The following is a 24,858-nucleotide window of genomic DNA, read 5'->3' on the forward strand; positions in this document are numbered from 1 at the left end:
AAAAGTTTTTGTGTTTTTTTTACGCAAACTTTATTTCGAAATGGAAACCACTTTTTTGTAGCTCTTTATATTTTTGAGCATTGAACTTAAAAAGCTTGGCAGGTCTACCACTAGAAGGTTGGTGAATTTTATCGGTTTCTGTTAAAATACCAAAGCTTAAAATCTTTTTTCTGAAGTTTCTACGGTCTATTTTTCTATTTAAAATAGTTTGATACAAATGCTCTAGATCTGAAAAAGGGAATTCTTTCTTTAATAACTCAAAACCTATGGGTTGGTAGTTTATTTTACTTTGCAATCGTTTTAAAGCAATGCTTAGAATTTTATCATGATCAAAAGCTAGTTCAGGTAATTCATTTATAGAAAACCATTGTACTTCATCAGCATCAGTATCGGCACTAATTTTAAAGTTATTCGGCCTAACCAAAGCAAAGTAGGTTACTGATACAACTCTATTTCTTGGATCTCTTCCAGGTGTACCAAAGGTATATAATTGTTCTAGATAATCAATGGTAACTCCTGTTTCTTCTTGCAATTCTCTTTGAACTGCATCTTCTAATGATTCGTTTTCTAAAACTAAACCTCCAGGAAGTGCCCAGCTACCTTTATAAGGATTAACGCCTCTTTTGATTAATAATACTGAAAGCTCTTTTTGTTCGTAACCAAAAACAACAGCATCTACAGCAACTTTGATATTTTGTGGAATCTTCATTTAGTGTTGTATTTACACAAAACTACAAAAACTTTGTGTAAATGCTAGTAAACATTTGAGTGAAGAATAGTGTATGTTTAACTAGATTTCTCTCGACTTTTTAGCCATCTTTTTATGTGTTGAGATAATTCTTCCCAAGGCATTTCTTCAATGTCTTCTTTGCTAAGTTCATATTCTTTAGCAATAAAATAAAAATCACCATTAAATTCGTTGTAAATACGCCATATTTTGTTAGCACTATCTATATGTGTACCTTTTATTTTACGAATCCAATTTCTAAATTTTCGAATAGCAACTTCGGGTGAATTTTTATGAATTTCTATATCATTACCTGATAAATCAGAAATAGCTCTTTGATATCGATACCGCTCTTTATCGAGTATTAATAGAAACTTATTCTTCATTTTTTCTTTTCCAAATTCTTTACATCCAATATCCATACCTAGCTCAAAAGGCATATTGAATCTGGCTAGTTGATTTTTTTTGGTAGATTCCATTCGTGATAAATCATGAATGCTATACTTTGATGAAGCTATTAACTTTTGAATACCAGATATTCGAGATTCTGCTGAGTTAGTAGTTTCAGAGAGAAGAGGAGAGAGGTCTAAATATACAGCACAGAAAACTAAGGCTTTTAACAGTGGTTTATACTCGTTGTCAAAAGGACAATTTATGAAAAGGTTATTTTCAAAAGCCATAAAAATTATCCAGCAAATTGAACTTTATCTACAGAACCATCAGTTTTATGTACAACCAATGCTTCAGCTTCTTGAAGATTTATAATTTTTTTGCCTTGTAGTATGGCACTTCTACGTGTAGTATGTTGAGAAATGATTTTTTCAGTACGTTCTTTAAAAACAACCCACTTTCCACTACGATGCATTACATGCAACTTGGTGCCAGAAGAACCAGCAGCTTCAAATTTAGGACCTAAATCTTGTTTTTTATTATGTGACTTCTCATTTATCATCATATCAAATATACAATTTAATAAGATGAATTGCAATTTTATTATTGAGGAAGAATACTAGTCGGCGTTATCCTCAAGCCTCAGTTCTTTCCACTTGTAATTACCTTTATTCATAATGGCTTGGTATTCCTTATGAATCTCATTTATCATCTCAGGATTATTTTTATCATCTTCACTTAAAAGCCTCAATTTTAGTAAAAGGGCTTTCAAATTATTTTTTGAATCTCCATAATAAACCCATAATTGTTTGTGGTTGTAAAAGCCATCCCATGCAGCAAGTACGGTGCTAAATGCGCTGAAAAATAGTGTAACAACTTTTAATGTAGAACTCCATTCTTTAGGAATGTCTCCTCCAATGGCAACTAGAAAGGTAACCAATGCTGAAGATATTGAAATACCAATGTAAATTCTGAATGATTTTTTTTTGTTTTGAACACTAGAACTTGTGGTTTTTTCTATCATTTTTGAAATTTCTTCTTGCAAAATTTCAAACTTGCTTAGAGGAGTTTTATTCATAGTTGGTTGAATCTTTTTTCAAACATATTTAAAAAAAGAAAAACCACAAAATAAAATAACTAATGACAGATTTTACAATCCTCTTTATCTTGAATTTCACCTACTAATTTTCCATCTTCATTTAATACAAAGCCACAACAATCCATAAAGCCTTTTGCTATTAATTTACGAGCTCGTTGTATTTGCGATTTGGTTGTTGGTAAACTTTGTTTCAAGGTATCTGCCACTTCTTGCTGCTTTAAGCCTTTAATATCTGATAGAAATAAAGGGTCTCTATACTTTTTAGGTAAACTTTTTAAAATACCTTGCAAGCAATCTTTTTCGGTATGGGTGTTTTCTTCTATTTCGGTTTCTGTTTCAAAATTGGCTAATTCAAATGTTTGATTAGTGCTCTTAAAATAATCCATCATAGAATTTCTAGCAATTGTAAAAATCCAAGATTTTAACTTTGTTAAATCTTTTAAAGTGTGCAACTTGGTATGGACTTTAATAAAAGTATCTTGTAAAAGATCATCAGTAATTGTAGTGTCTTTTACTTTACTTAGGATGAAAAACTTTACATCTTCGGCATATTTTGTCCAAACTTGATTTGTAGTCATACTATAAATTTATGAAAAATGTTATTACGAAGTTTAATACGATTTTAAACTTCGTAATAACAGTTACTATTGTTGTTTAGCAGTTGCAGTTATTACATGTGCAATCTACGCATGTGCAGTTTGCACAACTTCCTGTTTTACATCCTTCGCAATTACAAGTACACTGATTTTTATATTTCATAATTATTGTTTTTTAAGTTCATATAGTAGACTTTTAATTGTTTAAAAAGATGCATTTATGATGAAAAATATTTTTGTAATTCTTTTCTAATAGGAATAGGTTTTATTGGAGAAATATTTGCGCCTCCAGTATTTCCTTTTGGTACCCAGATATTTGTAAAGAAAATTGATGCAATAATTCGAGTAAACTGTCCTAATATTTCCTTTAAATTTTTGGTTTTAATTCCAAAAACTAACATTTTATAATGCGATAAAGTATGGCGAAATAAATGTTTTTGCCCCAATATATGAGCATTTTCTAAATGATAAAAAGACACTTTAAAACTATTGTTTTTAAGTGCCTTTTTAGATAATGTTAATTGACGATAAAATTCTTGTCTTCGTTGTGTTTTAGTCATGATTTTTAACAATCAGACTTATTTTTATATGGAAAGATGCATTTTTAGTTTACTTTCTCTCCGTTTACATAGGTAGCAATAACTTTTGTATTTGGTATTTTACTTCCATCTACTGTCATAATATCGTTTTCTAGAATGATAAAATCCGCTACTTTTCCTACTTCAATACTTCCTTTTTCTTTTTCTTCAAAATTTGCATAAGCATTCCATATGGTCATTCCTTTTAATGCGTTTTTTCTAGACAATGCATTATTCATTTGGTAACCTTTTTCTGGGTATCCTTTTAAATCTTTTCGAATGGTTGCTGCATAATAAGTATATAATGGACTTACATGTTCTATAGGGAAATCTGTTCCTAATGCAACTTTTCCATATTCTTTTAATAAATCATTATATGCATAAGCACCTTTTATTCTTTCTGCTCCTACACGGTCTTCAGCCCAGTACATATCACTAGTTGCATGTGTTGGCTGTATGGATGGTAATACGTTCTTAAAGAAATGAAAATCCTTTAAATCTACTATTTGTGCATGTTCTATACGCCAGCGACGATCTTGTTTATTTTTTAAAACATTATCATATGTTTTTAGCATTACATAATTAGCAGAATCACCAATAGCATGAGTATTCATTTGATATTCTGAAGCAGCAATTCGCTTTGCTAAATCTTGTAAATCGTTATAAGAATTTACTAATGCTCCAAAATGTCCTTTTTTGTCTGAATATTCATCTTTTAAAGTAGCTCCTCTAGATCCTAAAGCTCCATCTGAATATACTTTTACAGAACGAACATTTAAACGATCTGTTTTTACAATTCCTTTGTTTAAGTAATAGTCTAGATTTTCTTTATTATTAGAAATCATAGCGTAAATACGCATTTTTAAATCTCCTGTTTGTTGTAAACTATCAATTAATTCAATTACTTGTTTGTCTAATCCAGCATCATCAACAGTTGTTAAACCTAGATCAAAACAAATTTTTTGGGCATCTTTTAATGCTTGAATTTGTTCTTTTTTTGAAGGTTGAGGAACTTTAATAAAGTTCATGGCGTTATCAATTAAAACACCAGTTAGCTTTCCATCTTTTTGTAAGAATTCTCCTCCTTCTACTTTTGTGTCAATAGTAATTCCAGCTAAGTCAATTGCAGCTTGATTAACCAACATGGCATGTCCGTCAATTCTACGAATGGCTACTGGAATTTTTGGAAAAAGGTGATCTAATTTTTCTTTAGTAGGAAATTCTTTTACTTCCCAATCATTTTGATCCCAACCACGTCCTGTAATAAATGAAGTATTTTTCTCTTTTTGAAATTTTACTAATTTTTGAAGTACTTCACTATAACTTTTAGTACCCACTAAGTTTACTTTTTGTTGTTGTAAACCTAATCCGTAAAAATGACAATGCGCATCAATAAACCCTGGATATACAGCTTTATTATTTGCATCTATAGTTTGTAAAGTAGCATATTTCTCTTGAATCTCTTTGTTGCTTCCTACTGCAATAAATTTACCATCTTTTATAGCGAAGCTCTCTGCTTTATCAAAATTAGTATTTACTGTATATGTATTAGCATTGATAACTATTACATCTGCTTTTTCTTGTTTTTTACAAGAGAATAAAATTCCTGTTAAAACTAGGGGAAATAGTATTTTTTTCATTCTTTAATTTAATTATGAAAATATAAGGTTGTTAAGGTTTTAAAGTCTCGTTATTGTACAAGTATTTGTCCATTAAATACACGATACTAGTCATAGAAGCACTTCCTAATTCTAATTCACGTTTGTTTACTTTATCAAAAGTATCAGTAGCTGCATGATGGTAATCAAAGTAACGTTGAGAGTCTGGTCTGTAGCCAACTAAAGTTACATGCTCATCTTTTAAAGGTCCAATATCAGCACCACTACCTCCTTGTGTTAAATCATGTAGGCCATAAGGTGCTAATAATTTTTTCCAGCTTTGTAATAATTTTCTATTCTTTTCATTAGCATCTATTGAAAATCCTCTAGGTGTATGACCACCTGCATCAGATTCTAATGCTCCAATATGTGTTTCGTTATTTTGTTTTGCTAAACGAGCATATTCTGTAGCTCCTCTTAAACCATTTTCTTCATTCATAAAAAATACAATACGAATGGTGTTTTTTGGTTTGATGTTGTTCTTTTTTAATAAATAAGCTACTTCTAACGATTGTACAACTCCTGTACCATCATCATGAGCACCTTCTCCTAAATCCCAAGAGTCTAAGTGACCTCCAATTACCATAATTTTATCAGGATTTTCGCTTCCTTTTATTTCTCCAACTACATTATGTGAAGGAGCGTCTGGTAATGTTTTACAGCTTTGTTTAAAATAGAATTTAATATTTGGGTTTTCTTTTAAGTGCTTGCTTAAGTTTTCTGCTGCTCTAGAGCTAATAGCTGCTGCTGGAATATATTCCGATTCAGGAATATCTCCGTATCCCATAGAACCAGTATGTGGATAGTCATCAATTCCATTAGTCATTGAACGAACTATAACTCCTTTGGCTCCAAATTTACCAACAATTGAAGCTCCTCCATAACGTTGTCCAACACAACCTCCGTAAGCTTTAAATGTTTGTATGTGAGTATTGTCGAAAGCTCCATTAAAGAATACGATTTTACCTTTAGCTTTATCTCCTAATTTTTTAGCTTCTTCTGTACTTTTTACTTCAATAACTTCAGCAGTTATTCCGTTGTTAGGGGTTGCTATAGATCCTCCTAAAGCACAAATAGGAACATTTACTTCTTGCCCATTAAAACTATAATTTGCGACTTCTTTTTCGCCACGTACCCAATGAGGAACCATAACCGGTTGTAGCCATACAGAGTCTAAACCAACATCTTTCATTAGTTGTTCACTCCAAACAACCGATTTAGCAGCGCCTTCTGAGCCAGATAATCTACTTCCGATGTTTTGAGTTAAATCACGTAGCCATTCATATGATTTACCTTCTGTTAATGCAGTATTGAAAATTTGTTTAATCTGTGCTGAATCTATTTTTTCTTCAGCGGTTAAACCTTTTGAAATTACTATTTTTTCTTTTTTTTCTGTTTTGCAAGCAATTACAAATAGTCCAGAAATTAATAGGAGAGTTAATTTTTTCATTTATGACACTTTTTTAAGTGCCATAAATGTAAGTTTTATATTTTAAAATATTAAAAAATTGAATCAAACTTCCAAGTTACACCTCCCATTGCTTGAAATCCTTGCACGTTAAAGTTATTGAATCTTTGATAGCTGTTATTTAATACGTTATTAAGATTTAAGAAAACTGAAAAAGAGTCACTGAAATTATATCCTCCATTAAAGTTTACATCGAAATAGCTTTTTAAACTAATTGTATTGAATGTTTGTGCTGGTAATACATCAAACAATTTTCCTTTTCGTTCTCCAACAAAATAAAGATTTGCTCCAGCATACCATTTTTCTGTTTTATAAGTTCCAAAGATTTCTCCTTGCATTTTAGGAGTGTTCCAAGCTTCTAACTGATTTTTTAAAGTAAATGAGTTGAATTGTCCATTGAATCCTACGGTTAAGTTTTTGAAGCCATTGTAAGCTACTTCACCAAAGAAGTTAAGGAGTTTTATATCGTCATAAACAGTAGTGAAAGAGTTTCCATATTCATATCCTGAAAAGCTAAAAGCATTGCTTCCTGCCGTATTACTTCCATTTGATTTTGATTGGTTTAATGCAAAGAAAGGGTTGTTTTCTATATCAGAGTAACTAGCTTTGAAGTTGTAACTAAACTGTGCGTCTAGTTTTCCTTTAATACCTCCAAAAACTGAATATTTTGTATTTTTTAATAATAAGTTTTGTGTTGGTGATACGTAAGGGTTTTGTTCTACAATAGATTGATATGAAGTTATATCAACATCACCACCAGCCCCTACAAATACATTAGCAAAATCTTTTACAATAGGGTAGGATAGCTCAACATCTGGATAAATTAAAAAGTTGTTCTTGCTGTTTTCTAAATCCATTGCAAAATAACTTTTAGCTCCAATTTTAATAGCTAAATTTTGTACGTTGAATCTGTATGTTGGGTGCGCACCAAAAACAAAGAAACTATGTTTTAATTGATTTTGTGAGTCGTATGCTTTGTCAAATTTAGTTCCTAAATAACTTATAGTGGTATTTAAACTTAAGTCATTTAAGTCACGGTGAATTATTTCACTTAAACGAAATTCAAAAAGTGCATTTCCATCTATAAAGAATTCGTTACTACTCAAAGCATCTGAGAAATAGGTAATAGAACCATTTGCTTCTTTAAAATCAGTGTCGTCAAACTTAATAGTTCCAAAAACCTTAAAATTGTTGTAAGCCTGTTCTTCTTCTATAGCACTAATAGTAGCGTCTGTAAAAGTAATGTTGCTAGGTAAACCATACCAATTGTATTTATTTCGTTCTGCTTTTATACCTGCTTTCCAGTTAAAGAAACGTTCTTGTTGTGCATAAAATAAATTAAGACTAGCATTATAAAAAGTACTACTTAATCTTGTGTTTTCAACAGGGTCTGCTGATAGTAAAAATTTGATATGTGCTCCGTATTCACTATTAAATCGCTCATTGCGTCTAACATATGCTTCAAGGTAAGGCGCAATTTTATTAGCCAAACCTATAGAAAAATAATTTGGATATAATCTTTCTCGTTTTCCTAAGTTAATTTTTTTCATAGTTCCACTTTTTGGTATAAAAGTAGAAGCTACTGGCACAGAAAATATTTGGTATTTTAACTCTTTCTTTTGAGTTTCTTTAGTGTGCTTAATTATTGGCTTTTGCTTTATTTTAAAAGCATCAGTAATTTTAGGCACATAAGAAGTAACTACATTAACTACTTCCGTTTTTATTATGGTGTCTTTAGCTTTTTCGGTTGCTTTTTTCTCTTGCGCATTTGCAATTAATGTTACAAATAAAACAAGGAAACCTAAGTGCTTTTTCATTAATCTAATCATTGAACTTTCTTTTGTTGTTAACAAATTTTAGTTTTGGGTAGTTACTGATTCGTTTGTTTTTGCTTCTTTATTCTTTATGTTGCTAAGCTCGTTTTTAGCTTCTTCCAATACATCTTTGTATTGTGTAAAGTTTTTGATAATGTTTTCTAAAATGTAAGTAGCTTGGTAAGCATCTTTTAACGCATAATAGTTTTTTGCCATTATAATATAACTTTTTACTCCCCAATACTTATAAGAAGAATAATTAGCTATTAAATCTTGTACAGCTTTATTGGAAGCTCCATAATCTTTATGGTCATTTAAAAAGAAAGCATTGTAGTATAAACTTTCTGCTTTTAATGCACCTGTTGCTTTTTTGCTGATTTCAAGGAAGAATTCTTCTGCTGTTAAGTAATCGTTAGTTTTGAATGCTGAACGAGCTATGATTACTTTAGCGTCTTCAATAATATTTGCATCTACTTTACCATTGCTTAGTACTTTTTCTGCATAGTTTATAGCATTGTTGTAATCTTCCTTTTTATAATGTCCTTTCATCAAATTACTTTGCGCAAAAATGATGTTTTGAGGATAATTTGCTTCTTTTTCTAGTTGCTCTAAAACTAACATTCCATTATCCCAGTTTTCATCCTCTAAATAGATTTTAGCAAGTTTTGTTAAAGATTCTTCTGTATACTCACTTTTATCCTGACTTATTACATAAGTATAATGAGGAACTGCATTTTTAAATTGATTAATGTTGTTGTAGGATTGGGCAAGATAGAAGTGTGCTTTTAAAGCATGTGCTCCATTTGGAAATGCCTCAAGATATTTGTTAAATCCTTCTATTGCTTTTGCGCTATTATTTTCTAAGAATTTATTTTCAGCAGATTGGAAAGTAGCATTGTCTAATTCTGCATTACTAACATTTACAAATTTTACATTTTTAACCCAAGCAGCATATTCATCAACCTTACCTATGTCTATGTATACATTTTTAACATTCGTAACCGCTTGTTTTGCCTCTTTTGAATTTGGGTGTTTTGCTACAATTTCTTTATATTTTTCTAATGCTTTTTTGTTGTCATTATTGTTATAAAATAATAGTCCTTGTCTTAGAAGTACATTAGGAACATAGCTACTATTAGCATGTTTTGATAATAGTTTATTGTATGTGTTCTGAGCTTCTGTTGAATTATTAGCTGTTGTATAAGTTGTAGCTAATTGAAACATTGCATCATCTTGTAATTGAGAGTCTGGATAGCTATTGATTAAAGTTTTTAAGTTTTCAATTTTAGAATCACTTTGCCCCATAAATCCATTGCTCATAGCAATTTGATATTGAGCATAATCAGAACCAACACCTCCTTCTTGAACTACTTTATTGTATGATTCAATAGCTTTTGGGTATTTTTTAGAAGCATAATAAGAGTCTCCTAAACGATTAGAAGCATCGTCATTTAAATCATTGTCATCTAATTTTATATCTATAAATTGCTGAAAGTGCTTGGCTGAATTTTCATAATCTTTCAACTTAAAATAAGTGTATGCAATATTGTAATCTAACTTTTTAATTTCTTCTATTTCTTTATTTGTAACTAATAAAAAACTAGTTAAAGCTTCTTTATAGTTTCCTAATAAGTACTCTGTTTCTGCTAACCAAAAAGTTCCTTTGTTGCTTACAATAGCGTTTTCAGCTAAAGTAGCTTTTGAAAAATATGGTTTAGCTTCTTTTAATTTACTTTCATTAAATAATTGAATACCTCTGTATAGTGATACTTCATTGGCAAGATTTTGATTTTCCGGCGATTTAGATTCATTTAAATAATCTAAAGCTCCTTGGTAATCCTGTTGATGTAAATAAGAAGTTATTAATAAATTGTTTATTTCACTTGTGTTAGGAGAATTAGGATATTTTGCTATAAAACCTTTTAAAACATCAGGAACGTTTTCATAAGGATTCCCTTGCTCGTAACTTAATTTAGCATAGTTGAATAAAGAACTTTCAGTGATTTTTAAATCAAAATCCATTTCGCTAGCATTTCTGAATGCATTTAAAGCTTCAGGTTTTTTTTGTAATTCTAAATAACATTCACCTAAATGATAATATGCGTTTTGAGCAACTTTGTTATTACCACCTATAATTTTATTAAAGTTACTAATTGCCTTTTCGTAGTCTTTTTGTTTATAATAAGCGTATCCTAAATAGTAATAATCTGTATTTGTCCATTTTCCCTTCTTTCCTTTGTAAGCTTTTAGGTATGGGATTGCTTGGTCGTATTTTTTTAAATTGAAATAACTTTCTCCCATGATTTTAGAAATTTGAGAAATTTCTTTTTTGTCTTTAGTGCTTTCTAGAAGTTTTTTTCCAATTTGTACTGACTTGTCGAAACGTCCAGCTTTAAAACTAATATCCAAGATATAGTAATTAGCTTTTGCCTGATAAGTAGCATCATTTGCTAATTGACTTAGGTTGTCTTCCGCTTCACCAAAGTTTTCTTGTTTGTAAGCAACGTATCCATAGTAATAACGGGCATCGTTACCATAGATAGGGTTTCCTAACAAGGTTTTAAAACGAGATTTAGCATCTTTCAAATAATTAGAGGCCAAAAGGGCATATCCCATTTTGTAGTTTAACTCGTCTCGCTCTGGTTGTGTTAAAAGCTTTTCATTTACTTTTTGATACCATTTTAAAGCATGTGCAGCTTTTCTATTTGCGAAATAATAATTACCCACATTTAAAAAAGCTTTTTCTTTTTTATTGTTGTAGGGATAATTTTTTACAAATTCTAATACTTTTTCATCAGCATCGTCTTGTATTAATTTAATTGCACACATAGCATCATAATAATCTGCATCAGCTTTACGATTTTTATGTTGGTCTGAGTTTTTGGATACTTCCACAAATAAATCTTGAGCCGCAGCATAAGCTTTATTGTTATAAAACTTTAATGCTTTATGGAAATTGGAAGCAACGTCGGTGTTAATAGCTGATTCTTGGGCTATTAATGATGTTGAAAAGGCTAATAAAAATAATAAATAGTAGCTCTTATTAGAACAAATAAATCTCATATTTTTCAGTTATCTAAGTAGTATAACGTTTGTTTTTTGTTTTTGTTGGAAGACTTTTTATCAAAAGTAATAAATGTTATATAATTACGTAATAAAATTTTAGATTTGTAGAAACATAACGATACATGGAAAGACCCGTTTTACACCTTGAAAATGCAGATATTTATCAACAGGATAGTTTAGTTTTATCTAAAGTTAACTTTACTTTGAATAGAGGTGATTTTTATTACCTAATTGGTAAAACTGGAAGTGGTAAAAGTAGTTTACTAAAAACGTTGTATGGAGATTTGCGTTTGCAACGTGGTTTAGGTGATATTGTTGGTTTTGATTTAAAGAAGATTAAGGAAAAGGATATTCCTTTTTTAAGAAGGAAGTTAGGTATCGTTTTTCAAGATTTTAAATTGTTGAATGATAGAAATGTGTTCGAGAATTTAGAGTTTGTTTTAAAAGCTACTGGTTGGAAAAACAAAACCGATATGAAAGATAAAATTTATGAGGTTTTGGATAAAGTAGGGATGAAAGAAAAGTACTATAAAAAAACTTTTGAACTTTCAGGAGGAGAGCAACAACGTGTTGCAATAGCTAGAGCTTTATTAAATAACCCAGAATTGATTTTAGCTGATGAGCCTACAGGAAACTTAGATCCTAAAACTTCTTTAGAGGTAATGGAGCTATTGAATGAAATTCATAAAAGTGGAAAAACAATTTTAATGGCTACTCACGATTATCAATTGATTGTAAAGTTTAAACAAAAGACTGTAAAGTGTGAAGGAGGAGAGTTGTTTGAAGTGGTACAGCAATCAGTATAAAAAACAAACCCACTTCTATCAGTAGAAAGAAGTGGGAAAATTGCTATGAAAAACTATGAAAAAGAAACACTGCTGATGTTTCTCTTACTATAAAGACGTATAGAATTCAAATTTCTTACAACTATAGTTATATTTTAACATATTTTTATAAAGATAAACCCCTGAATAAGTTCATTATTCAGGGGTTAGTTATTTGTTTTAAAGCTAATTTTAGATGTCTAAAGCAGCATTGTTATTTTTAACAGCTTCAGCCGATGCAGTTAAATGTGCTTTTTCTTCTTCGCTTAAGTTGATGTTAACGATTTTTTCAATACCGTTAGCTCCTAATACAACAGGAACACCAATACATAAGTCAGATAAACCATATTCTCCATCTAATAAAGCAGAACAAGGGAATATTTTCTTAGTATCGCAAGCAATTGCTTGAACCATACCTGATACGGCAGCACCTGGTGCATACCAAGCTGAAGTTCCTAATAAACCAGTTAATGTTGCTCCACCTACTTTAGTGTCTTGTTTTACTTGCTCTAAACGCTCTTCTGATAAAAATTCAGAAACAGGAACAGAGTTACGAGTAGCTAAACGAGTTAAAGGAACCATCCCTTTATCTGAGTGACCACCTATAACCATACCATCAACATCAGAAATAGGAGCTTCTAAAGCTTCTGCTAAACGATATTTGAAACGTGCAGAATCTAAAGCACCACCCATACCTATAATTCTGTTTTTAGGTAATCCAGTAGTTTTGTGAACTAAGTAAGTCATAGTATCCATTGGGTTAGATACTACAATGATAATTGTATTTGGAGAGTGCTCAATTAAACTAGCAGAAACTGTTTTTACAATTCCAGCGTTAATTCCTAGTAACTCGTCGCGAGACATACCTGGCTTACGAGCAATTCCAGAAGTAATAACACATACATCAGACCCAGCAGTTTTACTATAATCTCCTGTTGTTCCTGTAATTTTAGTGTCAAAACCGTTTAAAGAAGCAGTTTGCATTAAGTCCATAGCTTTACCTTCAGCAAAACCTTCTTTAATGTCAACTAATACAACTTCAGATGCGAAGTTTTTAATAGCAATGTACTCTGCACAACTTGCACCTACAGCACCTGCTCCTACAACTGTTACTTTCATTTTATTTATATTTTAATTGTGATGATTAATTTAAGATGCACAAAAATAGCGATTTGCCTAAGGATATAAAAAGAAAAGCCCATCGAAATTTCGATGGGCTTTAAATTGATTAGTTATAACTGAATATTTTTAAGTCTTTTCCTTTTCGGAAATAAATCTTTTTAGCAGCTTTATCAATTTTATACTTAGGTTTGTTTACATCAAATTCATAAGTTTCAACAGTATCTCCTGAGTCTTTGTTGACTTGAACTAAAACTTTTTTGCCATCTTTTTTAGCATAGAAAAAAGCATTGTTTTTTGTGGCTTTAAAGGCACTATGTCTAGTTGGGTCCCACATTTTTTCTGAAACAGAATTTAGCATGGCTCCTTGATTATATTGATTAATACCTCTGTTTACGTGTTTTACACCATGATTTTCTAAATTTCTGTTTCCAACAAATGCTCCAGTTCCACCCATAACGGTTCCAGAAGACATGTTCATTACACCAGATACTTGCATTGCTGCTCCTGTAAGTCCTCCAGCTACTGATGCTACATTTTTTAAATGACGCAAACCTTCTCCTGGTTGTTTAAAGTATTCTTTTTTAATTAACTCCCCTTTGAAATTAAGCATTACATATTCCCAATTTCCATTAATAAAATAGCCTTTATCTCTTGTTTCAAAAGTTGTAATATCGTTTTTATTGTGAAAATCAATTTTTTGTACTTGTTCTTTTCCGAATCCTTTATCTGGATTTAAAACATACATTTTTTTACCACTTAATAATATTAAGTTCTTGTTTTTTTTATCAAAAGTAAGTTTATCACTTTTTTCATCTAAACCTATTCTGTAAACCCTTTTTTTTCTTCCTTTTTCAAAGTATTCTATTCTGTAAGGAGTTACAAAAATTGTTCCTTTGTCGTAAGAAAATGCAGTAAACTCTTCTTCATCATCTACATCGAAATCTACATTTTTGATTACTCTTTGAGGTTTTTTCCATATTTTTTTACCGTTGTTGTCTACTAAATGCTTTTTGTTTTTGTAATAAACGATATACCCTTCATCAGTTTTTTCAACACCTTTTACTTTTTTTCTTTTAAATTCTTTTTTCCAAGCTTCTTTACCTGTGTGATAATCGTATAATTTAGCTCCATCTTCATGAATTAAGAAAAGTTTTCCATCTTCAAATTGGTAGTCTACAAAACCTTCGTCAAGTTTGATAGCTTTTTTCCATACTTCTTTACCAGTATTAATGTCAAAAGCAATTAATTCTTTACCAATAACTTTTTTTCCTAATAAAGAAAGTCCCATGGTAAATCCTGCTTTTATAGCTCCTCCAATTAATGAGCTACTTTTGTTTTCTACAGCAATTAAAGATTTGTTATCTTCTGTAAAGAATAATTTTCCTGCATCATACTTTTCTGAAACAATAATAGCTCCATCTTCTTTATTTAATAGGAATACTGTTTTTCCTGCAGAAAAAGCTATTCGATTATCGTTTTGTACAAAATTACTGATAGATGCTCCTCCTGATAATAAGCTACCTAGTTTTTTATTAGTTTTAATAGCATTTTCCCAAAGAATGTTGTCGTTTTCTATACTAACTAAGAAAAGTTTTGCAGCAGTTTTATCAGTTTTTGCAAAAAATAGAATAGCATTTTTTCCGAATACAAAATTATTGGAAAATATACCTTTATAGCCATTGGCTTTTTCGTCTATAATTTTATGACCAGTTTTAATGTTGAAAATTGTTTGACCAAATTTACCGAATGGAGATAATGGCACTTCAGTAAAAGAAGATCCACCATCTTGTCCTAGGGAATTAAGACTTTTAATAAAGCCTGTTTCTTTAAATTCCCATATTTTTTTCCCTGTTTCACCATCAACTCCGTATACACCGCCATCTGTTGTCGCTACAGCTATTCCAGTTAAATTGTGTAGGTATACATCATTAATGCTACTGTCTAGTGTAAGTGTATGGTCTGGTTCTTTTTGTGAGTGTCCTAGAAAAGAGGTTAGGAATAATAAAATAAGTAATCTTGTTTTCATAATCTTTTTAGTGTTGATAATTTCTTTTTAATAATTGAGTTTCGAAAATAAAAAAAAGAACTTCACTCATTAGAGTAAAGTTCTTTTTTTATTAAGATTTTTTTAACAAATAAATTTTATCTAAAGCTAAAAGCTATCCCTGCGTTAACAGTGTTGTAATCTTGTAAGGAGTAACTACCAAAAAGCTTAAAAAATCCTAAGCTAATTCTTGCACCTATAGTTGTGTTAAAACTACTTGATTTGAATTTTAAACTAGGAGGAGTTAAAGCTATTTGTTCTGTGCCTCCTACATAGTTGAATGTACCAGTATATGTACCAGCCATTCTTAAATCTGCATTACCAGTATTGTATCCTATACCTCCAAATACGTTAATTATTGGGAAGTTTAAAGAAGCTATTGCTTGAAAAGAAAAAGCAGATAGTCCAAATTCTCCAGCACCATTTTGAACTCTTAAAGCACCAGTAGTTTGACTTCCGAAACCATAGTTTACATCTAAATTAGTATAAGCAGCTAATAAAGATACGTGTAAAGGTAATTTATCTAAAGGTCCAAACCAGCTAGTTATTTCTTTTTTAAGTCCAATACCAAACATGTTTATTTTTCCTCCATCATCACCAAATTTAGTTTCTGGGAAGAAACGAGCCATAACTTCAAATTTATATGGTAAACCTAATCCTACTTGCACAGCCGGTGCAGGTACAGCTTTTAGGGGTAAGTCTCCAATGATTCCTCCAGGTAAATCAAAATTAGCAGTTACTACCTGAGGAGTTCCTCCTACATCTATTGTTCTTGTAACGGTAAATGTAGTAGGGGTATCTGGTCCTGCAAAAGTAGAAGCAGTTGTCGATGTTGAAGTAATCGAAGATCCAGGTCCTAAAGCTTGTTGGATATTAAAGGTTTCTTTTTCAGAACCAATAAAACTACCATTTAATCCAATAGTAATATCAAAACCAAATTTTTTATGAACTTTTGCGGTATGGTACCATCCTGAATTCATACTGTTTATTAATCCTTCCATACCTGGATTGAAATATGCTTGGATAAGATTTCCAGCATCTTTTGCGCTACCTAAGATAGCTTGCTCAAAACCATCTTGAGCTTTTGCGCTAAAAACTAAGCTGAAAACTGTTAGAAGGGATAAAGTAATTTTTTTCATGTTACTAAGTTGTTAATTAGATAACAAATGTATAAAAAAGAGAATACTATGTATTGGTAAAATAAAAAAACTCAACCGTTTTGGTTGAGTTTTTAGTGTAAATTATTTTAAAAGTCTAAGCATCAATATTAGCGTACTTAGCGTTCTTTTCAATAAAATCTCTACGAGGAGGTACTTCGTCACCCATTAGCATAGAGAATACTCTGTCTGCTTCTGCGGCATTTTCAACCACAACTTGACGTAAAGTTCTAAATTCAGGGTTCATTGTAGTATCCCATAATTGTTCAGCATTCATCTCTCCAAGACCCTTATAACGTTGGATGTTAACACCTCCACCCATTTTTTGAGCGATTAAATCACGTTGGTTGTCATCCCATGCGTACTCGCGTTTTTGTCCTTTTTTAACTAAGTATAAAGGAGGAGTGGCAATATAAATATAACCTTGTTCAACCATATCTCTCATGTAGCGGAAGAAGAAAGTTAAGATTAAAGTAGCAATATGTGATCCATCGACATCGGCATCACACATAATAACTACTTTATGATAACGTAATTTTGATAAATTTAAAGCTCTAGGGTCTTCTTCTGTTCCAATTGTAATACCTAATGCAGTAAACATGTTTTTGATTTCTTCGTTTTCAAAAACTTTATGTTGCATTGCTTTCTCAACATTTAAGATTTTACCTCTTAAAGGAAGAATTGCTTGGAAATTACGATCACGTCCTTGTTTTGCAGTACCACCTGCCGAATCTCCCTCGACAAGGAAAATTTCACATTGAGCTGGGTCTGTTTCAGAGCAGTCAGATAATTTACCAGGTAAACCACCAATACTCATTACAGTTTTTCGCTGCACCATTTCACGAGCTTTTCTTGCTGCATGACGTGCTTGAGCTGCTAAGATTACTTTTTGAACAATAGTCTTAGCGTCATTAGGGTTTTCTTCTAAGTAGTCAGTTAGCATTTCTGAAACTGCCTGAGAAACTGCAGAGGTAACCTCTCTGTTACCTAACTTAGTTTTAGTTTGTCCTTCAAATTGAGGTTCACCTACTTTTACAGAAATAATAGCGGTAAGTCCTTCACGGAAATCATCCCCAGAGATATCAAACTTTACATTTTTTAATAACCCAGATTCATCAGCATACTTTTTTAAAGTATGAGTTAATCCTCGACGGAAACCTGATAAATGTGTTCCTCCTTCGTGAGTATTAATATTATTTACATAAGAATGTAAGTTTTCAGAATAAGAAGTGTTATATACCATAGCTACTTCAACAGGAATTCCGTTTTTCTCACCTTCCATTGCAATAACGCCAGCTGTTAGCTGCTCACGGGTAGAATCTAAATACTTTACAAATTCAGATAAACCTTCAGTAGAGTGAAATGTTTCAACTATGAAGTTTCCTTCGTCGTCTTTATTTCGCTTATCAGTTAAAGTAATTGTAATTCCTTTATTCAAATACGCTAATTCACGCATACGAGTGGCTAAAGTCTCGTAATTATACTCTGTAGTTTGCTGAAAAATAGATCTGTCTGGTAAAAAAGTAACGATAGTTCCAGTAAAATCAGTTTCTCCAATAGTTTTTACTGGATATAATGTTTTACCTCTTTCGTATTCTTGTTGCCAAATTTTACCTTCTTTATGTACTGTGGCTGTTAAATGATCAGAAAGTGCGTTAACACAAGATACCCCAACACCGTGTAAACCTCCAGAAACTTTATATGAGTCTTTGTCAAACTTACCACCAGCACCAATTTTAGTCATTACAACTTGTAGTGCAGAAACTCCTTCTTTCTTATGTATTCCTACTGGGATACCACGTCCATTATCACGAACGGTGATAGAATTATCTTCATTAATATCTACTGAAATAGTATCACAATGACCAGCTAAAGCTTCATCAATAGAGTTGTCAACTACCTCGTAAACTAAATGATGTAAACCACGAACACCAACATCTCCAATATACATCGATGGACGCATTCTTACGTGCTCCATTCCCTCTAGTGCTTGAATACTATCGGCTGAATAATTATGCTTTTTTTCTTCGCTCATTTCTTAGAGTTAAAAATTAATTTGTTTTCTGAAATGTTATTGTTAAAAATCCTAATTGATTAGAATCAAATGAAGAATGTAATTCAATAACATAAAAAATAACCGCATTTTGCGATTATTTACCCTTACAAATCTACAGTTTTTAAATTTGATAATAAAGTTTTTAAGCTGTTTTGTTTGTGAAATCATCAAAAAACTCTTTTGCGATAAAGTCTTTTAAAAGGCTTAAAAAGGTGCTTAAAATTGAAAATAGATTTTTTAGTTTAATTCTAAAAAATGAAAAGACAAATAAAGTCTTAAAAATAAGATTTTAGACTAGTGGATTTAGATAAAGAAGTCTAAAAATAGCCCAAAAAAGAGTGTTAACTTAAATTTATTAAATAGTTGTATTTTGGTAAGAATAAATTAGTGTTATTGTATTTTAGGTTAATTAAGTTTAAAAATTTAACATTTTTAACATAATATAATGTAATTTTTGTATGTTTGGTGTGAATATTAATAAATTAAATTTTTAAAAAATGAGAATCCCCCGATTTTTAGTAAAAGCCTTATTGGCTTCGGTATTATTAGTGAATTGTACCAAATCAAGTGAATTAGATACTCCTAATCAACAAGCAGAGTTAAATGAAGTGAATAAGAAAGAAGTAGCTTTCAAATTCATTGATTTAATGAAGAATCAAGATTTTATGAGCAAAACAATTAGTATGCTGGAAGATCAACAGCCTAGTGTTGCGTTATCTAAAATTTTAAATGAAACAAAAAGTCTTGTAGGTAATCAAGAAGCTTACAAAAGCTTATCCACTCAAACAATTGCCTTGGAGGAAAGAGCAAGTGCTGATGTTGCTCCTGATAAAATTGAAATTTTAGAAGTTTGGATGCACAATCCTAAAAAGAAACTTGATTTTTCAAAAGTGTTATTTTCTTTTGCGCCTGAGGGAGAAGAAGAAAACTGGTCTACAGTAGAGGCTTACACTATAGATAAGAAGTTAGTGCTTTTAGATGCTAAAAAAGCTCCAGAGCAAGCAGTTATTGTAATTGAGACTAATGGTTTTGAGACTTTGAAAAAGGAAGTGGCTTATATGAATAAGTATCTTCAAGAAGAAGGTGTGCAAAATGAAAGATTAGCTAAATCTAATATGGATTTTAGTCCTGAGTCATCAAGAAATTCAGGATTAGAAACTACTAAGTTAGATAAGATTAGATTAAATAATGATGAGGAGCCATGGATAAGTGGAGCTGCTGAAGTATACGCTATTACTTCTGGAATTAAAGACGCTGCAAATAAGCCTGAAATAAAAGTGATTCCAATGTATTATTTAGATTACGATGGTACTGATTATTATCCAAACCAAATATTATTATTCTGGGATGATTATAAGTATCAAGCTGCAAATATCCAATTATTTGAAAAGGATGATAACGTAAATTATAAGAGTTTAGTGTCTACTATTGTAAGTGGAGTATTCCAAATAATAGGTACTGTAGCTACACAACCTTGGGTAAATGTTTTAGGGCAAGTTGCTGGAGCAATTATTCAAGCTATGCCAGACCAGTGGTATACTAATAATGATGATTATGTAGATTCTTTCTATACTATTGAAAAGAATAAAAGCTATAACAATCATTATGGTGCAAGAGGAAATGCAAAGGTGAATTTATCTCCTTTCTTTGTTGCATCTAATTAATAGTGTAATTATATATAAAGAAGAGCATCCTATATTAGGATGCTTTTTTTGTTTTAAAAATAAAGGATAACTAGTTTTTGAATTTTAAATTAATGTAGTTAGGTGACGAATGATTGTGTTTTTTTTATGGTTTTAGTTATGAGGTTAAAATGTGAATAAGATTTTTGGAATGATACCAAAAGTGCCAATATCTTCTCTTAAGGAGTCTTCTATTTTGTAAGGCGAATATTGAAGGTTTAAACTAAAAGTGATTTTTGTTTTGGGGCTTAATGTTGATTAGTAGGTAGTTGTGTTATTTAAAACTATTAAATACAGCAGGGGAAAAAGAGTAAAATGTGTTTTGTCATAAAATGATGGAGAAAGTAAATGTATTGCAAAAACTAATTGAAGCAGAAAATATTTTAGATTTTGAATAAAAAAATCCCACCAAATGGTAGGATTTTTTCGATTGTAAATTTTAAAATATATTTAATAAGCATCTTCATGTACAGCTTTAATTGCACGACCTGAAGGTTCGTTTACGTTTTGGAAACTAGCATCCCAAGCTAATGCTGTAGGCGTACTACATGCTATTGATGGAACAGAAGGAACTGTTAAAGCTGCTGTTTCACTTGAAAAGTGCTCTTCAAATATTGAACGATAATAGTATTCTTCTTTAGCTCTTGGTGTTTGAGTAGGGAAACGATGTTGCGCATTTTTCATCATTTCATCAGTTACAGCAGTTTCAACTAATTCTTTTAAAGTGTCAATCCAACTGTATCCAACTCCGTCAGAAAATTGTTCTTTTTGTCTCCAGGCAACTTCTTCAGGTAAATAACTTTCAAAGGCTTTACGTAATACCCATTTTTCCATACGTTCTCCGTTAATCATTTTATCTTCAGGGTTAATACGCATTGCTACATCCATAAATTCTTTATCTAAGAAAGGAACACGTCCTTCAATTCCCCAAGCCATTAAACTTTTGTTAGCACGAAGGCAATCGTATTGATATAACTTATCAAGTTTACGAACAGTTTCTTTGTGGAATTCTTCAGCATTAGGTGCTTTATGGAAGTATAAATATCCTCCAAAAATTTCATCAGCTCCTTCACCAGATAATACCATTTTAATTCCCATAGACTTTATAACTCTTGCCATTAAGTACATTGGAGTAGAGGCGCGGATAGTTGTAATGTCGTAAGTTTCTAAGTTGTAAATTACATCACGAATAGCATCTAAACCTTCTTGAATAGTGAAAGTAATCTCATGATGGATTGTACCAATGTGATCAGATACTTTTTTTGCAGCAGCTAAATCTGGCGATCCATCTAATCCAATAGAAAATGAATGTAATTGAGGGTACCAAGCATCTTTAGTGTCGCCACTTTCTATACGCTTAGCAGCATACTTTTTAGCAATGGCAGAAGTGATAGAAGAGTCTAATCCACCAGAAAGTAAAACACCATAAGGAACATCGCTCATTAATTGACGGTGAACAGCAGCTTCTAAAGCATCACGTAGTTCATCAATTGATGTTTGGTTGTCTTTAACAGCTTCGTACTCCATCCAATCTCTAGAGTACCAACGTTGTAAACCGTCTTCACGAGTGTAGTAGTGACCTGGAGGAAATACTTCAATTTTGTTGCAAACTCCTTCTAAAGCTTTTAGTTCAGAAGCTACATAAAAAGTTCCTTTTTTATCCCATCCCATGTATAAAGGAATAATTCCCATATGGTCACGGGCAATTAAGTATTCGTCAGTAATAGAATCGTAGATAGCAAAACCAAAAATACCGTTTAATTCATCTAAAAACTCAACACCTTTTTGCTTGTAAAGAGCAATAATAACCTCACAATCAGATTGTGTTAAAAATGTATGTTTTCCGTTAAATTGTGGACGTAACTCTTTGTGGTTGTAAATTTCTCCATTTGCAGCTAAGACAAAACGACGATCTTCACTAAATAAAGGTTGTTGTCCAGAAGCAGGGTCTACAATAGCTAAACGTTCATGAGCCATAATAGCTTTTTCATCGCTATAAATACCGCTCCAATCTGGACCTCGATGTCTAATTTTCTTTGACATTTCTAAGATTTGAGGTCTTAGTTGTTCAGTTTTTTCTTTTAAATCAAATGCACATACAATTCCACACATAGTTTTATATTTTTAATTAGTGTCTTGAAATAGAGTCAAGAAACATATTTTGTTTTTTTCGTTTATTATTTCGATACAAATAACCGAATGATGTTTTTTTTTGAAAACAATATTGTTTATTTGAGTTATAAATTTAAACTTAAAGATGATTATTTGTGTTAAAGTGTAATTGTTTTGTGTTTGTTTTGCTTTCAAAACTTACTTTTTTTGATTTTTTAGAAATAAACTGAAATAAAAATTTGGATTTTTAAAAATCTGTTATACATTTGCTTCATAATGATGAAACAATTATTAAATAACTGGTGGTGGAGAACTCATAACTTACGTTAGTGAGACCATACCGTTATATCCATAATACAACGAAAAGGCTTATCTCATGATAAGCCTTTTTTTTTATAATAAAATTAAAAATGAATAAAATAAAGTTTACAACAATATCTAAACAACAATTAGCAGATACAATTACTCCAGTAAGTTTGTATTTGAAAACAAGAGATAAATATGCAAATAGTTTATTGTTAGAAAGTTCAGATTATCATAGTAAAGAGAATAGTTACTCATTTTTATGTATTGAGCCTTTAATAACAATTAAAGCAGAAGGGAATGATATTTCATTTTCATATCAAAAAAAGGAGTTAGAAAGAAAGGCTATAGATCGTAATTTTTATGATTATTTTGATAATTATAGTAGTTTGATAGATGTTGATTGTACTGAGGAAGTTAAATCGTTTAATGGCTTATATGGATATACAACTTTTGATGCTGTTCAATATTTTGAAACTATAAAATTGAATTCAAAAAAAGCACCATCAGAAATACCTATGTTGCAGTATAGTTTCTTTCGATTTATAATTGCAATTAATCATTTTAAAAATGAAATGATTTTAATAGAGAATATTCCAGAAGGAGAAGAATCTCGATTGTCAGAAATCTCGAATTTGGCTAATTCACAATCCTTTGCAAAATATCAATTCAATTTTGAAGGAAGTGAAACTTCTAATATTACAGATGAAGATTTTAAAAATAGTGTAACAAAAGCCAAAGAACATTGTAAAAGAGGAGATGTGTTTCAATTGGTGTTATCACGTCAGTTTCAACAAAAATTTAAAGGAGATGAGTTCAATGTGTATAGAGCATTACGATCTATAAATCCATCACCGTATTTGTTTTATTTCGATTATGGAAGTTTTAAATTGATGGGCTCATCGCCAGAAGCTCAGATAAAAATTAATGCAAAAGAAGCTATTATAAATCCAATCGCAGGGACATTTAGAAGAACGGGAGACGATGCAAAAGATACTGAGTTGGCAAAAGAATTAGCAAACGATCCTAAGGAAAATGCAGAACATGTAATGTTGGTAGATTTAGCTAGAAACGATTTGAGTAAGCACGCTACAAATGTTACAGTAGAAACCTATAAAGAAGTACAGTATTTTAGTCATGTAATTCATTTGGTATCTACGGTTACTGGGAAAATTACTGGAAATCCAATAGAAATTGTAGGAGATACTTTTCCTGCTGGAACTTTAAGTGGTGCTCCAAAATACAAAGCAATGGAGTTGATAGATACATATGAAAATCAAACACGTGGATTTTATGGAGGTTGTGTTGGATTTATTGGTCTAAATGGAGATGTAAATCAGGCCATTGCAATACGTTCGTTTGTAAGTAAAAACAATACGTTGTTTTATCAAGCTGGAGCAGGAATAGTTATCAATTCAAAAGAAGAAAATGAGTTGCAGGAAGTAAATAATAAACTGGCAGCATTAAAGAAGGCTTTGGTGTTAGCGGAAGAAATATAAATACACAGAAGAATTGATAAAAGAGATTCTTAATCTTACTATTCAATCTTTATTATACAACATAGAAAAATGAAAATATTAATATTAGATAATTACGATTCGTTTACCTATAACTTGGTACACTATGTAGAAGATATAACAGGAGAATTACCTGACGTTTATCGTAATGATGAAATTTCAATTGATGAAATTAAAAATTACGATGCTATTATTTTATCGCCAGGTCCTGGAATTCCAAATGAGGCAGGTATTTTAAAAGAAACGATTAAAACTTACACAGGAAAGATTCCAATTTTTGGAGTGTGTTTAGGTTTACAGGCAATCACAGAAGTTTTTGGCGGTGAATTAGAAAACTTAAATGATGTATTTCATGGAGTAGCTACAGAGATGAAAGTTTTAAAGGATGATTGTATCACTTTTAAAGATATTCCAGAAACATTTGAAGCAGCACGTTACCATTCATGGATTGCTTCGCATACAAATTTCCCAGAAGAATTAGAAATAACAGCTATTGATGATAATGAAAGTATAATGGCATTGCGTCACAAAGTACATCATTTAGAAGCAGTACAATTTCACCCAGAAAGTATTTTAACACCAGAAGGGAAAAAGATGATTCAAAACTTTATTAATTCAGTTGAAAGTCTAAAGCTTCAAGCTTAA

19 protein-coding genes are annotated in these 24,858 nt (G+C 31.1%); 4 read left to right on the top strand and 15 right to left on the bottom strand.

Annotation, left to right across the window (positions count from 1 at the left end; translation table 11 throughout):
• Window positions 1-19: 19 nt before the first annotated feature.
• The 10 genes from Q0958_RS07795 to Q0958_RS07840 form a co-directional block, all read right to left on the bottom strand.
• A complete protein-coding gene (locus Q0958_RS07795; protein WP_150900493.1) occupies window positions 20-709 on the bottom strand; it encodes an NUDIX domain-containing protein in 690 nt (229 codons plus the stop codon).
• Between the two features lie 77 nt (window positions 710-786).
• The gene (locus tag Q0958_RS07800; RefSeq protein ID WP_299121852.1) at window positions 787-1,407 is read right to left on the bottom strand and encodes a hypothetical protein; all 621 of its coding nucleotides are present in this window, start codon (window positions 1,405-1,407) and stop codon (window positions 787-789) included.
• A 5-nt stretch (window positions 1,408-1,412) separates the two neighbouring features.
• A complete protein-coding gene (locus Q0958_RS07805; RefSeq protein ID WP_150900491.1) occupies window positions 1,413-1,682 on the bottom strand; it encodes a DUF2188 domain-containing protein in 270 nt (89 codons plus the stop codon).
• 54 nt (window positions 1,683-1,736) lie between these two features.
• Entirely contained in the window at window positions 1,737-2,195 is a 459-nt protein-coding gene (locus tag Q0958_RS07810; RefSeq protein ID WP_299121856.1) for an SLATT domain-containing protein, read from the bottom strand.
• Window positions 2,196-2,254: 59 nt separating this feature from the next.
• Window positions 2,255-2,794 (bottom strand): sigma-70 family RNA polymerase sigma factor, encoded by a 540-nt coding sequence (locus tag Q0958_RS07815; protein WP_299121858.1) that lies wholly within the window; start codon window positions 2,792-2,794, stop codon window positions 2,255-2,257.
• Window positions 2,795-3,030: 236 nt separating this feature from the next.
• Complete coding sequence (locus Q0958_RS07820) at window positions 3,031-3,372, bottom strand: DUF3703 domain-containing protein (RefSeq protein ID WP_299121860.1); 342 nt, start codon at window positions 3,370-3,372, stop codon at window positions 3,031-3,033.
• Window positions 3,373-3,416: 44 nt separating this feature from the next.
• Window positions 3,417-5,030: an amidohydrolase family protein gene (locus tag Q0958_RS07825; RefSeq protein WP_299121862.1), complete on the bottom strand. Its 1,614-nt coding sequence runs from the start codon at window positions 5,028-5,030 to the stop codon at window positions 3,417-3,419.
• A gap of 31 nt (window positions 5,031-5,061) precedes the next feature.
• Complete coding sequence (locus Q0958_RS07830; RefSeq protein ID WP_299121865.1) at window positions 5,062-6,498, bottom strand: M20/M25/M40 family metallo-hydrolase; 1,437 nt, start codon at window positions 6,496-6,498, stop codon at window positions 5,062-5,064.
• Between the two features lie 50 nt (window positions 6,499-6,548).
• Entirely contained in the window at window positions 6,549-8,333 is a 1,785-nt protein-coding gene (locus tag Q0958_RS07835) for a hypothetical protein (RefSeq protein WP_299121867.1), read from the bottom strand.
• 39 nt (window positions 8,334-8,372) lie between these two features.
• Window positions 8,373-11,393, bottom strand: coding sequence for a tetratricopeptide repeat protein (locus tag Q0958_RS07840; protein WP_299121869.1), 3,021 nt, complete (start codon window positions 11,391-11,393; stop codon window positions 8,373-8,375).
• A gap of 125 nt (window positions 11,394-11,518) precedes the next feature.
• Between Q0958_RS07840 and Q0958_RS07845 the strand changes: the two genes are divergently transcribed.
• Complete coding sequence (locus Q0958_RS07845) at window positions 11,519-12,202, top strand: ATP-binding cassette domain-containing protein (protein ID WP_299121871.1); 684 nt, start codon at window positions 11,519-11,521, stop codon at window positions 12,200-12,202.
• 210 nt (window positions 12,203-12,412) lie between these two features.
• Here the strand turns inward: Q0958_RS07845 and mdh are convergent, their stop codons facing one another.
• From mdh to gyrB, 4 genes are all read right to left on the bottom strand, one after another.
• Window positions 12,413-13,339, bottom strand: a complete 927-nt coding sequence (mdh, locus tag Q0958_RS07850; RefSeq protein WP_150900481.1) for a malate dehydrogenase — start codon at window positions 13,337-13,339, stop codon at window positions 12,413-12,415.
• Window positions 13,340-13,448: 109 nt separating this feature from the next.
• On the bottom strand, window positions 13,449-15,368 hold the full coding sequence (locus Q0958_RS07855; protein WP_299121873.1) for a PQQ-binding-like beta-propeller repeat protein: 1,920 nt from the start codon (window positions 15,366-15,368) through the stop codon (window positions 13,449-13,451).
• A gap of 116 nt (window positions 15,369-15,484) precedes the next feature.
• Window positions 15,485-16,525: a DUF6588 family protein gene (locus Q0958_RS07860; protein WP_299121875.1), complete on the bottom strand. Its 1,041-nt coding sequence runs from the start codon at window positions 16,523-16,525 to the stop codon at window positions 15,485-15,487.
• 115 nt (window positions 16,526-16,640) lie between these two features.
• Window positions 16,641-18,578: a DNA topoisomerase (ATP-hydrolyzing) subunit B gene (gene gyrB, locus Q0958_RS07865; RefSeq protein ID WP_299121877.1), complete on the bottom strand. Its 1,938-nt coding sequence runs from the start codon at window positions 18,576-18,578 to the stop codon at window positions 16,641-16,643.
• Window positions 18,579-19,096: 518 nt separating this feature from the next.
• Between gyrB and Q0958_RS07870 the strand changes: the two genes are divergently transcribed.
• Complete coding sequence (locus tag Q0958_RS07870; RefSeq protein ID WP_299121880.1) at window positions 19,097-20,263, top strand: DUF3103 family protein; 1,167 nt, start codon at window positions 19,097-19,099, stop codon at window positions 20,261-20,263.
• Window positions 20,264-20,731: 468 nt separating this feature from the next.
• Here the strand turns inward: Q0958_RS07870 and asnB are convergent, their stop codons facing one another.
• Window positions 20,732-22,393 (bottom strand): asparagine synthase B, encoded by a 1,662-nt coding sequence (asnB, locus tag Q0958_RS07875; RefSeq protein WP_299121882.1) that lies wholly within the window; start codon window positions 22,391-22,393, stop codon window positions 20,732-20,734.
• Window positions 22,394-22,803: 410 nt separating this feature from the next.
• Here asnB and Q0958_RS07880 point away from each other — a divergent pair, with 410 nt between their 5' ends.
• Together Q0958_RS07880 and Q0958_RS07885 are read left to right on the top strand one after the other, a co-directional pair.
• Window positions 22,804-24,195: an anthranilate synthase component I family protein gene (locus Q0958_RS07880; RefSeq protein WP_235273285.1), complete on the top strand. Its 1,392-nt coding sequence runs from the start codon at window positions 22,804-22,806 to the stop codon at window positions 24,193-24,195.
• A gap of 69 nt (window positions 24,196-24,264) precedes the next feature.
• The gene (locus Q0958_RS07885; protein WP_299121885.1) at window positions 24,265-24,858 is read left to right on the top strand and encodes an aminodeoxychorismate/anthranilate synthase component II; all 594 of its coding nucleotides are present in this window, start codon (window positions 24,265-24,267) and stop codon (window positions 24,856-24,858) included.

It is taken from the genome of uncultured Tenacibaculum sp. (genome assembly GCF_947499065.1).
Classification (GTDB): domain Bacteria; phylum Bacteroidota; class Bacteroidia; order Flavobacteriales; family Flavobacteriaceae; genus Polaribacter.